The following is a 13271-nucleotide window of genomic DNA, read 5'->3' as shown; positions in this document are numbered from 1 at the left end:
GCGTGGCTCACAAGGTTACGTGTGTTGAATTTGGAGTTTATAACCAGATTTTTTGTAGCTCCGGCCATTGTTTTTCAAATTGTGCGCTTGGCTTAGTACTAAAATTACTGCGTACAAACTGATTCATTTTACCTTCAACATAGGCAAGTAAAAAGTTGGCTAGGGTTAGCTCGTCACTTTGAAAGTTTTTACCTTCACGCAGCTTTCTCTCACGTAGTACTTGTTTAAATTGGGTCTCAAGTTTTTCAAAGAAACTTTGCACTCGTTCACGTAACCGCTCTTGCTCACCTTGCAATGCGTCGCCGGTTAAAATACGGGTAATACCAGGGTTCTTTTCAGCAAACGTTAGTAGTAAATGCAAAATATTATAAACGCGGGCTTGGCTTTCTTTTTCGTTTTCTAAAATAAGATTTATACGAGATAAAAGCGTGTCTTCAATAAATTCTATTAAGCCCTCAAACATACGTGCTTTACTAGGAAAATGACGATACAACGCTGCTTCCGATACACCAACCTCAGCGGCTAGCTTTGCTGTGGTAATACGCTGGCCGGGACTGGTTTCTAACATTTGTGCAAGTGCTTGCAGTATTTGCTCTTTGCGATTACTTCTTTTTGTCGCAGGCATGAACATTCCTTTTTTATTAGTTATCTTTTAGCAGGAGCTAGTCATTTTGATTCAAATGTTTAAGGCGCGTTTATATTTAGAATTAAACAAATTTAAACTCTTAAAAGTAAACGCGTGTTTAGCATGTTAATGTTTTATTCAGTTTGTTTCCAGCTCTTTTATATTCTCTGAGCGAGCTGTTGGATCACTGTTAGCGCAATTGCTGTTTTGCTATTTGTTGGTAATTCAAGCTGTTCATTATGCCAGTACAGGGTTAGCGCATTATTGTCAGCGTTAAACCCAAGATCACTTTGTGATACATCGTTAGCGCAAATCATATCCAGGTTTTTATTTTTTAGTTTACCTTTTGCGTAGTTTGCTACATTTTGTGTTTCTGCGGCAAAACCAACAGTGTAAGGGCGGTTTTGCTGTAAATTAGCTACGTGTGCAATTACATCCGGGTTTTTAACTAAAGTAAGAGTAAGCTCGTCGCCTTGCTTTTTCATTTTTTGTGCTGCAACGGTTGCTGCGCGGTAGTCGGCAACAGCTGCGCAGCCAATAAACGCATCTGAGCGCGGTGCGTAGTTGAGTGATTCGTTTAATAGCTGCTCGGCGCTTTCTATATTGATCAAATTTACGCCAGCAGGGGCTTTTATAGTCACCGGGCCTGAAATTAAATTAACTTTAGCGCCAAGTAATAAAGCGGCCTCAGCAAGTGCGTAGCCCATTTTACCTGAGCTGTGATTAGATATAAAACGTACCGGGTCAATGGCTTCTCGGGTCGGGCCTGCGGTTATGGTAATGGTTTTACCTGCAAGTAACTGAGGTTGCTCTTTTGCAATACATAAAGCAACTAGCTCATGAGGCTCTAGCATGCGCCCAGCGCCTACATCGCCACAAGCTTGCTCACCCTTTCCTGGGCCCCAAATAAGCACGTTACGTGCCTTAAGTGTGGCTAAATTAGCTTGTGTAGCAGGGTGAGCATACATTTGCTGATTCATAGCCGGTGCGATAGCGACTTTAGCCGGAGTTGCAAGTAATAAGGTAGTGAGTAAGTCATCAGCAATGCCCGCCGCCATTTTAGCAATAATGTTGCTGGTGGCTGGGGCAACTAAAATTAAATCGGCCCACTTGGCAAACTCAATATGGCCCATAGCAGCTTCTGCTGAAGGGTCGAGTAAGGAGTCTGCAACCATTTCACCGCTCACAGCTTGCATAGTTAAGGGGGTTATAAAATGTTTTGCTGATTCAGTCATAACTACTTTAACACTACAACCATGCTCTTTTAAGCGTCTAACCAGTTCTGCGCATTTATAGGCCGCTATACCGCCGCTAATTCCCAGCACTATTTTTTTATTAGTTAAATTAATCATGGTTGTCCATCAGCCTTATTTAATATTAGGGCTAAAATAACAAATCTTGACCCGTACAGCTAAGCTTTTAAGATGAAAATAACAGGCTAATTTTCAAATTTGCATTACAGTTAATATATAAGCCGATTTATCAAGGATGAATAATGCAACTAACCTCACTTCCTAATTCGCAGCGTCCCCGCGAAAAGCTAATCGAAAAAGGCGCAAAAGCACTCAGTGATGCTGAATTGCTTGCCATATTTTTACGCACCGGTTTGCCGGGTATGAATGTGATTGAGCTTGCCCAACATTTACTTAATGAAAACAAAACGCTACACAATTTATTTAATGCCAGTATGGAAGAGTTTTGTGCGCAAAAAGGGTTAGGTACAGCTAAGTATGTGCAGTTGCAAGCGGTGCTTGAGCTCAGCCAGCGTTATATGCAGGAGCGTTGCCAGCGCGATGCTATATTTAACTCGCCAAACGCTGTATATGATTATTTAACCTTGCAAATGCGTGGTTTGCAGCAGGAGGTATTTATGGTGCTGTATCTTGATAGTCAAAATCGCTTAATTAAAGATGAAATACTTTTTTATGGCACCATTAATTCTGCCAGTGTATATCCACGAGAAGTGGTAAAAGCGGCACTTAAAAATAATGCAGCAGCGGTTATTTTTGCGCATAATCACCCAAGCGGGATTGCCGAACCGAGTCAGGCCGACAAACTTATTACTAATAAATTGCAACAAGCACTGCAATTGGTAGATATAAATGTGCTGGATCATATTATTGTTGGAGGAGAAACCTGTGTTTCTTTTGCTGAACGAGGTCTTATTTAGCTTTACTTTTACAGAAGAGTACTAAAAACGAGCAGTTTAGTGTGTTTTGGCAAATTAGTTTAATTTAAATGCAGTTTTTACTTTCCCTATGGGCTTTCGATCTTTATAATTAGCCGCTATCAAATTTGCACATGAGCTGATTGGATGAGATCAGTTATTTGATCTTCGCCTGTAAAAGCTGTATAAAGAGCGCCCTTCGATTTATCTCTAGGGCACAACTACATGGCCTTAGGGAAAATTAAGCTCGAGCTAAGTTATTGGAGATATATAGACATGGCTAAAGTATGTCAAGTTACAGGTAAGCGTCCTGCGGTTGGTAATCACCGTTCACACGCGAGAAACGCGACTAAACGTCGTTTCCTACCTAACCTACAAACACACCGTTTTTGGGTTGAAAGTGAAAAACGTTTTGTAACATTACGCACTACTACTAAAGGTATGCGTATTATCGATAAAAAAGGCATCGACACGGTTCTTACAGAAATCCGTGCTCGCGGCGTAAAAGTTTAAGGATCTGAATCATGCGCGATAAAATCCGTTTAGTTTCAACTGCCGGTACTGGTTTTTTCTACACTACTGACAAGAACAAACGTAACATGCCTGAGAAGATGGAAATCAAAAAGTTTGATCCAAAGATTCGTAAACATGTTCTTTTTAAAGAAGCTAAAATTAAGTAATTTTAGTTTTCTATTAGAATGTAAAAACCCAGCTTATGCTGGGTTTTTTGTTTTTGATTTACGTAAAATAATAGCTTAATTGTTTAATATTGCCCTTAGCTTTAGCTTAGAGCTTGCTTCTAATAGCAGTAATATATCAGCGCTTACCCCTCAATTAAAACCTACTCGTTTGATTATCAGCGTATTAAATCACTTTTTCTAAGTGAGTACTTATTTACTGTGGGGCTATTTTACATAAAGGTTTGCATAGGAGTATAATGCTGCGCTCATTTAGTTTATGGTTGTCTTATCTTCAACTCAGGCTGTAGGAATTGCCATGGAAAGTTGGTATTTAGTTGTATGTAAACCTCGCCAAGAAGAGCGTGCGCAGGTTAATTTAAAAAACCAAGGAATAGCGTCATTTTTTCCAAAGTTAACTACTGAAAAGTTAGTTAAAGGACGCCGCACTGTTAAGCAGTCTGCTTTATTTCCTGGTTATGTATTTGTGTGTTTAGAAGCTGAGAATGGTAACTTTTTTGCGGTAAAAAATACCCGCGGAGTAAGTGGCTTTGTAACTTATGGTGCTGCATATCAGCGTGTGCCCGTTGAGTTAATTAATCAGCTTAAAGCAGAGCGTTCGCACTCACATGAATCGCAAGTTCCTAAAAGCGGTGACTTGGTGAGTGTAAACAATGAGTCATTTAAAAATATTGACGCTATTTATAAAGAGCCTGATGGCGATATGCGCAGTATTTTGTTCATTAATTTGCTTAACAAACAAATAGAAATTAGCGTGAGTAATCAAGCAATAAGCAAAATTTAATAAAAAAGGGGAAGTAATAAATTACTTCCCCTTTTTATAAATGTTTATAGCAGTAATTAAACCTTAAAGTTCTCTACTGATAACCTAAGTTCTTCTGCTAGTTTTGCTACTTCTGAACTTGATATGGTCGTTTGTATTGCGCCCTCAGCGGTTTGCTCGGCTATAGCAACAATGGACTCTAAGCGCTCACTTATTTCTTGTGATACTTGTTGTTGCTCTTGCGCTGCCGTTGATATTTCTTCACTCACGTTATGCGCTTGCGATACGGCTAAAGTAATCGAGTCGAGAGCGCTGCTTGCTAAATCGCTTTGCTTAACACACGACACGGCTTGTTGTTTACCTTTTTCCATAGCCGATACAGCGGCTTCTGCACCGCTTTGTAGTGACTCAATCATAGATTGAATCTCTTGGGTTGATTCTTGTGTTTTACTTGCCAGAGAACGTACTTCATCTGCTACTACAGCAAAGCCTCGCCCATACTCACCTGCACGCGCTGCTTCAATCGCGGCATTTAATGCCAATAAGTTTGTTTGATCAGCAATACCGCGAATCACATCTAATATACTGCCAATCGATGCGCTGTCTTTGTGGAGCTTATTAATAACATTCGACGCTTCATCAACTTCGTAAGCTAGTTGCTCAATAGTGGCTTTATTTTGATTTGAAATGTCTTTAACGCGCTCGGCTTCTTTATCGGCATTTTTAATCTCATGTAACGCCTGTTGAGCGCTATTACTTACCGTTTGTGATGTACTACTCATTTCTGTTGTTGCTGTAGCTGCCTGTTCAACTTGTGCTTGCTGATTACGAATTGCTTTACTTGATTCGCCAGTAATTGTTGAGGTTTGCTCTGATGCAGCTGCAAGCTGAGTTGAGCGTGAAATAATGCCTTTAATTAAACTGCGAAGGCTATCAATTAAGGTGTTACAGCTTTTAGATAGCTCACCAAACTCATCTTTGGCACTGTCATCTAGGCGCTGTGTCATATCGCCACTTGCTACAATATCTAAAATGCGGTTAACTTCAGCCAGTGGTTTAGTAATGCGATTAACTGTAACGACTGCCACGATAATTGCAATTATGGTGGCTATTATCATGCCTATCCAAGTCCACAAGTTTGCAGAATCTACGTCGCTGCGCACCCCTTTTTGCAATGAAAAAGCAACATCGCTGGCTTGTTTTACAAGTACGTCAATTTGATTTAGCGCTGTTTTAGTTGCTTGCTCAGACTCTGCAAGTTCACGTTCAGTAAGGCTAATTGCATCGATTAAGCGTTTTTTATTCGCAGCAAGGCTATTGTTACCTACAATGTTGCTCTCTAGCGTGTCTACGTATTCTTTTAGACTATTGTATAAACCACTATGGCTTTGCTCTATGGCTGGTTTAATTAGCGCTACGGTGCGGGTCACTTCTTCGAAGTAGTATACTTGCTCATTTTTTACAATATCTAAGGTATTAAGCGTTTTAACCGTTAGCATGTCGGTACTGTTGCTTACTACAGACATAAAATTGTTTTCAAGATTATTAGCAGCCTGGTAAGCGCGTGGGTTACTTTGCTCTAAGCCGTTTATATCAATAATATCGAGTACAATTGAGTTTGCATCTTCGGCGGCAAGCTCTATGCTTTCTAGTTGCGCTTTTAACATTTTATTCAGTGCTAGCTGTTTAGCTTTGTCGGCAAGTAAGCCCTCTACCGTGCTTAAAAAACTTAAATAGGTTGTTTCAACTTGTTGGCTACTTTTACTCAATAGTGGATCGTTTTTAACCACTTCTTGTAATTCACTATGCAGCGTATTGAATAACTGCTTTTGTTCGAGCACTTGGTTTTTTATTGGTTCTAGTTGCTCTGCAGAAGAGGTATAAAAACTAGCTTGAGCAGCTTTGCTCATTAAAATAAACTCGGCTTGTAATTCAGCGCTTTTATTTAAAGCGGGCAGCGACAACTGATTTACTTTTTGGGTGGAGCGATCAATATTTGCTATTTTTATTAAAGAGTTACCGCCAATTATTAAAAGCAGTAGAGTGATGAAAATAAATCCACCCCAAATACGCTGGCTCACTGTTAAATTCATACGGATTTCCATTCTAAAGTATATCAGTTAAAACTTATCGGCTTGTATTGCAATAAGTTAAGTAATTAAAGTTAATTTTAATTGTTTAATCTGTGTTGATTATTTTTAATTAAGCAATGGCCATGCGTAGCTCTAATTATAGGAGTGCTATTTTTGCTACTAAATATAATGCCAACTTAATGTGAACAGGTTGTAGTTACAAAGTTTCAACATGCGACATTAAACTTAACAGATGTATTACTTTATTTCAGTTTATTTAGACGAAAGTTGTGATTTTTCTACAGTTTTTTGTTTGCTTTTTAATTCTATTAAGGTCATGGCGCCTCCCCAAACACATCCGGTGTCTAAGGCTAATAAATGATTATGAGGTGTTTTACCATTTAATGCTGCCCAGTGGCCAAAAATAAGCGTTTGTTTAGCCGTTGTTATTGCTGGATGCATAAACCAAGGGGTTAAGTTATTGCCACTTGTTACTTCCCCTTTTGCACTTAAGTCGAGTTGGTTATCGGCAGTTAAAAATCGCATACGGGTAAAGTAGTTAACTATGTATCTAAACTTTTCATAGTTATTAAGTTCATTAGGGTTATTAATGGGGTGAGGTTGGTACATGTTTGCAAAAAAGTCATGCGCTTTAGGCGAGCTGTAACAATGCTGAGCAAACTGAGCATGTTGTAAGGCTTGTGCTATCGACCAGTCAGGGTTGAGCCCAGCATGGGATATAAAGCTATTGTACTGCTTAAGGTAAAGTGCCAAAGGCTGAGTTTGTAAAAATGCAATATAGTGGGGGAGTTTAGTGCTATTGAATACAGCTGCTAATTTATCATTAGGGTTGGGTGGTTTATTAAGTAGATAGCAGGCAATCAGGTGTAAGTCATGATTGCCTAGCGTAACTGTAATGCTATTTTGGTGTTTGTATAAGTACTCTAAACAGGCTAGTGAGTCAGGGCCTCGAGCGACTATATCGCCCACCAAGTAGAGATGATCTTTACTTGGATTAAAGTTAACGCGTTGGAGTAACGCGTTAAACTCGTTAAAGCAGCCTTGCAAATCACCTATTGCGTAGTCAGCCATGCTTATAGTGTACTAGTGCAGTATGTTAGGGCAGGCTAAACGAAACACGTTAATAGGCGCTTTAAACTCAGTGCCAAACTCGTTACGTAACGTATAATGCCCTTGCATAGTACCTACAGGGGTATCTAGTATTGCCCCACTGGTATATTTATAACTTTCGCCGGGTGCTATAACTGGGTTTTCGCCGACCACACCTTCGCCTTGCACTTCAATTTCTTTGCCATTTGCATCGGTAATTAACCAATAACGGCTCAGTAATTTAGCGCTACACAAACTGTGGTTTTTAATGGTTACAGAATAAGCAAATACAAACTTTTCGAGTTCAGGTTGCGACTGCTCTTCTACATAAAATGTTTCAACAGATACCTTTACAGGCGATCCAATATTACTGCTTGTTGTCATAAATCCAATTTGCTATGTCAATAAATTGTTGTAACGATAAGCGCTCAGCACGCAAAGTAACATCTATGCCAATGCTGGTTAGCTCATCTGCAGTTAGTAAGTTGCTTAAACTATTGCGTAGTGTTTTACGACGCTGGTTAAAAGCTTCTAGGCAAACGTTATTTAAAATTTTCACGCTTTTTGCAGTGCGTTGTTCAGGCTTTTTAGGGATTAAGCGAATAACCGCCGAATCTACTTTAGGCGCAGGTTTAAAGCACTCAGGCGGTACTTCTATAACCGGCATTGCATTACAGTAGTACTGAGTCATTACGCTTAAACGACCAAAGGTTTTGCTCCCCGGGCCTGCAACCATGCGTTTTACTACTTCTTTTTGCAGCATAAAGTGCATGTGCTCAATATTGTCTGCAAATTCAAAAAGATGAAATAATAACGGAGTCGAAATGTTATACGGTAAGTTACCAAACACTTTTAGTTTTTTGTCATCTCTCACCAAGCTTGCAAAATCAAAGGTCATTGCATCGCCTTGGTTTACGGTTAATTTAGGTCCCAAAAATGGGTGTTCAATTAAACGCTGTGCCAAATCTTTATCTAATTCTACAACCGTTAAATGGCCGCTTAATTCGGCTACCGGTTCAGTAATTGCGCCAAGGCCTGGACCAATCTCTACTAGGTTATCTTCTGGTTTAGGATCGATTGCGCTCACTATTTTACCGATGATCATGTCATCAAATAAAAAGTTTTGTCCAAAACGTTTACGGGCGCGGTGTCCTAAATGTACTTTATCGGTCATTGATTTTGTGCTTTTTCTTGGGCGAGCTTAATTGCTTCGCGGATCGCTAATTCAAAACTGCCAACATCAGCAGTACCTTTGCCTGCCAAATCCAGAGCAGTACCATGATCTACTGAGGTGCGAATAAATGGTAAACCTAAGGTAATATTTACCGAGTTACCAAATCCCTTGTATTTTAGCACAGGTAGCCCCTGATCGTGATACATAGCTAATACGGCATCGGCTTCATTTAGGTATTTATCTTGAAATAAAGTGTCGGCAGGGAGTGGACCAATCAGGTTCATACCTTGGTTGTTAAGTATTTCAAGTGTTGGAATAATGGTATCTATTTCTTCACGGCCTAAATGGCCATCTTCACCAGCATGAGGATTTAAACCACAGACTAAAATACGCGGCTTTTCTATACCAAACTTAGTTTGTAAGTCGTGGTTTAAAATACTCGCTACTTTGATTAGCCGATCCTCTGTAATAGCACGCGATACATAGGCAAGCGGAATATGCGTCGTTACCAGCGCTACTCTTAGGCCTTGCGTAGCAAGCATCATTACTACATCTGCGGTATTCGACTGTTGTGCAAAATACTCGGTGTGGCCACTAAACGAAATACCGGCTTTATTAATAATGCCTTTATGTACTGGGCCGGTAACAACTGCTGCAAAAGTGCCATCCATGTTTTTTTCACTGGCAATACGCAAAGTGTCTAATACGTATTGGCCATTAGCATCGTTAAGCACACCTAGCTCTACAGGCTCAGCTACATCTACTTGATGTAGGTAAAGGCTTCCTGCTGGTGCAGGCGTTGCTGCAGCATGCTGATCAAACTCTATTAGCTTTATACTTAAGCCTAAATGTTTAGCACGTTGCTTAAGCATATTCGCGTCGGCAATGGCAACAAGCTGTGCGTCCCAAGTTTGTTGGGCAAGTTTTAACAGTAAATCTGGACCAATGCCCGCAGGCTCACCAGGGGTAATTGCGATACGTAATGTCATAGTTATTCGTCTATTGGGAAAATTTCAACATGGGCTTGTTCGCGCATTTCTTGCTGCCAGTTAAAGCTTTCTTCTTTAAATTTACGATTAAATAGCATGCCATGGGCGCGGTTGCGTTTAGCTTGCTCGGTTTTATCAGCTACACGGGTATCGAGTAACTGCACAATATGCCAACCGAATTGGCTTCTAAATGGTTCGCTAATTTCATTTTGCTTAAGTGATAATAAAGTATCTCTAAAGGCAGGAACATAGCTAGTTGGATCAGCCCAATCGTACTCACCACCTTTAAGGGCTGAGCCTGGATCTTCTGAGTATTCTTTAGCAAGTTTTGCAAAGTCGGCTTTATCAGCGCGTAAGTCTTTTACAAAACCGGCAAGCATACTACGTGCTTTTTCTTCACTTAAAATAATAGATGGTTTTATTAAAATATGACGTGAGCGAGTTTCAGTTGTTTCTACAACTTGACGACCACGAACATCTTGGACTTTTATAATATGAAAACCAGCACCAGAGCGCAGCGGACCAATAATAGCGCCTTGCTTTTTACCTTTTACGGCTTCAGCAAATAACGACGGCATTTCGTTAATGCCCATCCAACCTAGTTGTCCACCTTCAAGTGCTTGAGAGCCGCTTGATGATGAAATAGCAATGCGTTTAAATTCTTGCTCGTCATTAAGTAATTCAATTACTTTGTCTGCGCGCGTTTTAGCTGACGCAATTTCATCGGCGCTAGCATCACTAGGAATATCAATTAAAATATGGCCAATGTCATACTCTTCTGCGTTTTGACCTTGGCTTTCCATAATTTTTAGTAAGTTATCTACTTCTTGCTCGCTTACATAAACACGGCGATCAACATTGGCGCGCATAACTTGTTGCGTAGTGATCTCTTTACGAATTTCTTCACGGTATGCTTGAAAGCTTTCTCCCGAGCCCTCAATAGTACGACGTAAATCTGCAATGCTACCGCCTTGCTCTTTAGCCATACTTGCAAGTGTTTGATCTAGTTGGCTGTCTGAAATCTCTAACCCCATACGCTCAGCCATTTGCATCATGAGTGTTTGGTTAACTAATCGCTCTACGGCCTGGACACGTAATGTTTCGTCTTTAGGAAGCTCCTGACTCTGTTCTTCAGCTTGCTTTTTAACACGGTTAACTATGGTGTCCACTTCACTTTTTAAAATAACTCCTTGGTTGACTATGCCAATAACTTTGTCGATTTCAACCGGAGCTGCAAATGCGCTTTGGCATAAGCTAATACTTAAAACTGCTGATGTTAATAATTTTTTTAAATTCATATTCTTTTTACTACTCTTGCTAATAGTACTGTTGTGATCCTAGGGAATACTCAATTTTTAGCGTTAATTAATACTACTTTAACTTTAAAAATAGTGTCCTAGTCATTAAGAAAATACGGTCTACGATAACCAAAAATACCTTGTTGTAATAATTTTTTAGCATCATAACGGCTTTTACTACCTAACCCTTTTAAAACAAAATTCAAACGAATGCTTGAATCAAAAGTCGCCTGTTGTTGCCCTATAGACTGATTTAAGTCGGTAACAATTTGGCGATGGCCAGTAATTTGAAATGCCCAACAGCACGATTCATACTGTAGTCCGCTTAATACTTCGATACTGCGGTTATTTTCAAGGTCGCGGTGATAGCTTGCAATAAACTGCCATTCGTCGCTCACTGGAATGCTTGTAAATAAGCCTGTTTGTTCAATTGCATTACCTGAGACATCATCTGAATACCGATGGTTCAATTGAACTAGCTCATTATCGTCGCCTTTATAGTCGAGCGTTACGTTAGACTGAATAATTTGTTTACCGTCAGTATCATACTGAATACCCGCAGATAAATACCAGCGACGATGCCAATGTACCATGGTTTGTGCTGCAAACAAGGCATTGTAGTTGGTGTCTGAGTTTAATCCTTGTTCTGTAGGTTTGGCTGAGTCGCTTAAATAAAATATTTGCCCGGCGCTAAAATTAAATACTTCTTGGTGTTTTTTGTCAAATAACCGAGTCGTTGCACCTAAGGTAAATTGGTTGGCAGCAGCTATTCTATCAACACCTGAAAAGCGTGTGTCTCTAAATAAACCAAAAAAATCATCTTGTAGTTTGGCAGTATCAAATAAGCCAATATCAGATTGATCTTCATTAGGGGTATATAAATATTGTAGCTGTGGCTCTAAAGTTTGAATACCGTCATCAATAAAGTAGGAGGTTTCGCGCTCAAAATTAAGTTGTGTATACAAACGTACTTTTGGCAGTGTACGCGATACGCTTTCGCTGTATTGAGTTCCTTCTAAATCACCATGCTGTTTGTAGTTTGTTTGTAATATGCTTACTTCTGATAAAAACGACCATGCATGCTCTTTATAATCAAAGCGAGCTTTTGGTTCAATATGTATTCGAGTAGCTTGATCAATAATAGCTGAGCTATTAGTAAAGTGGCTCACTTCTCCCGATACACTAAAATCAAAGTTGTCGTATTGCCAAGGTGTGGTTTGGGTAAAACTAATTTGTGGCAAAGCGGTATAAGACTCTAAGTGATCGCCCAGTACTTCAAAGTTTTGTACTGTAATATCGGTACGCCAAGTGTCGCCCATATGAGTAAGCGAGCCTGTTCTGTACAATTGAGTATCGGTTTTACTGGCATAATTAGAGTCTAAATCAGTTAAGTAGTTGTCGTCACTCACGTTTGTTATATCAACATTAGCGCGCCAGTTTTCACCTAAATAGCTTTTTTGTTGCCAATGAAACATATAACGATCGCCAAGATCGGGGTCTGAATCATCTTTATTTAAATATTCAATACCCACTAAGCCTTCATGCTCTTGAGTTAAATATCTAAATTCAGTTTGCAGTTGTAAACCTTTACGCGACATATAACGCGGGGTAATGGTGGCATCTAAATTGGGAGCGATATTCCAGTAGTAAGGCGTAATAGTTTCTAAACCATAGCGATCTGAGCTTGAAAAACTAGGCGTAAGTAACCCAGATTTACGGCGCTCATCAAGCGGAAAGGTAAAATAAGGTAAATATAAAACCGGCGTATCTAGGATGCGTAAAACCGCATTATAGGTTTCGCCCCAGCCTTCTTCGCGAGAAAGGTTAATTTCGTCGGCTTCAATGGCCCACACAGGTACTTCGCCAGGGCAAGCAGTAAAGCTTGCATTCATTAGCATTAAGCCAGACTCATCAACGGTGAGTTTTTCAGCGCCACCTTTGCCTAGCTGTTGTGTTAGGCTATATTGTGCACCAAGTAAGCTGATTGCTGAATTATTTAAATCGGCGTTGAGGCCAGTGCTGTTAACTTCGCTTATTTTGTCGCGATAAGTAATTGGCCCAGTAGCATTGAGTAAACCGCGTTGTTTATCGATTAGTGCAGTTTGTGCGGACAAACTCATATTAACGGTGTTAATATCAACATTACCAGTAAATTCAGCGCTTTGTGTGCCTAAAAGCTCTACGTCGTTAGCGCGAATATCAACCATACCTAGCTTTAAGCCAGGAAGCGGTTGCCAAGCTCTGGTTTGCATTGAAGTGCCACAAAACTTGTGTGTCAGTTCAGTTTCGGCAAGCGATGGTGCGCTCAGTACGCTTAGCATCAATATGCCCCAGGTTTTGCTCATTTATCGACCTTTATACGCTGTGATTAATTT

13 protein-coding genes are annotated in these 13271 nt (G+C 40.0%); 4 read left to right on the top strand and 9 right to left on the bottom strand.

Annotated features, from left to right (window positions below):
* Positions 1 to 37 precede the first annotated feature (37 nt).
* Complete coding sequence (slmA, locus tag I6E78_RS01160) at positions 38 to 625, bottom strand: nucleoid occlusion factor SlmA (protein ID WP_011329292.1); 588 nt, start codon at positions 623 to 625, stop codon at positions 38 to 40.
* Positions 626 to 783: 158 nt separating this feature from the next.
* Positions 784 to 1977 (bottom strand): bifunctional phosphopantothenoylcysteine decarboxylase/phosphopantothenate--cysteine ligase CoaBC, encoded by a 1194-nt coding sequence (gene coaBC / locus I6E78_RS01155; protein WP_086997701.1) that lies wholly within the window; start codon positions 1975 to 1977, stop codon positions 784 to 786.
* A gap of 143 nt (positions 1978 to 2120) precedes the next feature.
* Between coaBC and radC the strand changes: the two genes are divergently transcribed.
* The 4 genes from radC to rfaH all read left to right on the top strand — a co-directional run bounded on the left by radC (position 2121) and on the right by rfaH (position 4274).
* A complete protein-coding gene (gene radC, locus I6E78_RS01150) occupies positions 2121 to 2795 on the top strand; it encodes a RadC family protein (RefSeq protein ID WP_011329290.1) in 675 nt (224 codons plus the stop codon).
* A 273-nt stretch (positions 2796 to 3068) separates the two neighbouring features.
* Entirely contained in the window at positions 3069 to 3305 is a 237-nt protein-coding gene (gene rpmB, locus I6E78_RS01145) for a 50S ribosomal protein L28 (protein ID WP_041454777.1), read from the top strand.
* Between the two features lie 11 nt (positions 3306 to 3316).
* Complete coding sequence (gene rpmG / locus I6E78_RS01140) at positions 3317 to 3472, top strand: 50S ribosomal protein L33 (protein ID WP_004335545.1); 156 nt, start codon at positions 3317 to 3319, stop codon at positions 3470 to 3472.
* Between the two features lie 316 nt (positions 3473 to 3788).
* A complete protein-coding gene (rfaH, locus tag I6E78_RS01135; protein ID WP_197107650.1) occupies positions 3789 to 4274 on the top strand; it encodes a transcription/translation regulatory transformer protein RfaH in 486 nt (161 codons plus the stop codon).
* 56 nt (positions 4275 to 4330) lie between these two features.
* Here the strand turns inward: rfaH and I6E78_RS01130 are convergent, their stop codons facing one another.
* From I6E78_RS01130 to lptD, 7 genes are all read right to left on the bottom strand, one after another.
* Positions 4331 to 6346 carry a methyl-accepting chemotaxis protein gene (locus I6E78_RS01130; RefSeq protein WP_182676543.1) on the bottom strand — a complete coding sequence of 672 codons (2016 nt, stop codon included), beginning with the start codon at positions 6344 to 6346 and terminating at the stop codon, positions 4331 to 4333.
* A gap of 252 nt (positions 6347 to 6598) precedes the next feature.
* The gene (locus I6E78_RS01125) at positions 6599 to 7417 is read right to left on the bottom strand and encodes a symmetrical bis(5'-nucleosyl)-tetraphosphatase (protein WP_089368769.1); all 819 of its coding nucleotides are present in this window, start codon (positions 7415 to 7417) and stop codon (positions 6599 to 6601) included.
* A gap of 12 nt (positions 7418 to 7429) precedes the next feature.
* Positions 7430 to 7819: a Co2+/Mg2+ efflux protein ApaG gene (gene apaG, locus I6E78_RS01120; RefSeq protein WP_011329284.1), complete on the bottom strand. Its 390-nt coding sequence runs from the start codon at positions 7817 to 7819 to the stop codon at positions 7430 to 7432.
* A complete protein-coding gene (gene rsmA / locus I6E78_RS01115; RefSeq protein WP_011329283.1) occupies positions 7803 to 8609 on the bottom strand; it encodes a 16S rRNA (adenine(1518)-N(6)/adenine(1519)-N(6))-dimethyltransferase RsmA in 807 nt (268 codons plus the stop codon). Before rsmA ends, apaG begins: the two co-directional genes overlap by 17 nt.
* Positions 8606 to 9598 carry a 4-hydroxythreonine-4-phosphate dehydrogenase PdxA gene (gene pdxA, locus I6E78_RS01110; protein ID WP_011329282.1) on the bottom strand — a complete coding sequence of 331 codons (993 nt, stop codon included), beginning with the start codon at positions 9596 to 9598 and terminating at the stop codon, positions 8606 to 8608. Before pdxA ends, rsmA begins: the two co-directional genes overlap by 4 nt.
* Before the next feature lie 2 nt (positions 9599 to 9600).
* The gene (gene surA, locus I6E78_RS01105) at positions 9601 to 10896 is read right to left on the bottom strand and encodes a peptidylprolyl isomerase SurA (protein ID WP_011329281.1); all 1296 of its coding nucleotides are present in this window, start codon (positions 10894 to 10896) and stop codon (positions 9601 to 9603) included.
* Positions 10897 to 10994: 98 nt separating this feature from the next.
* Complete coding sequence (lptD, locus tag I6E78_RS01100; RefSeq protein ID WP_192531884.1) at positions 10995 to 13241, bottom strand: LPS assembly protein LptD; 2247 nt, start codon at positions 13239 to 13241, stop codon at positions 10995 to 10997.
* Positions 13242 to 13271: the final 30 nt, after the last annotated feature.

The organism is Pseudoalteromonas sp. NZS127, assembly GCF_015864805.1.
Classification (GTDB): Bacteria; Pseudomonadota; Gammaproteobacteria; order Enterobacterales; family Alteromonadaceae; genus Pseudoalteromonas; species Pseudoalteromonas nigrifaciens.
Note: the sequence above shows the minus strand (reverse complement) of the source record. Positions and strands in the feature narration are given on the sequence as shown.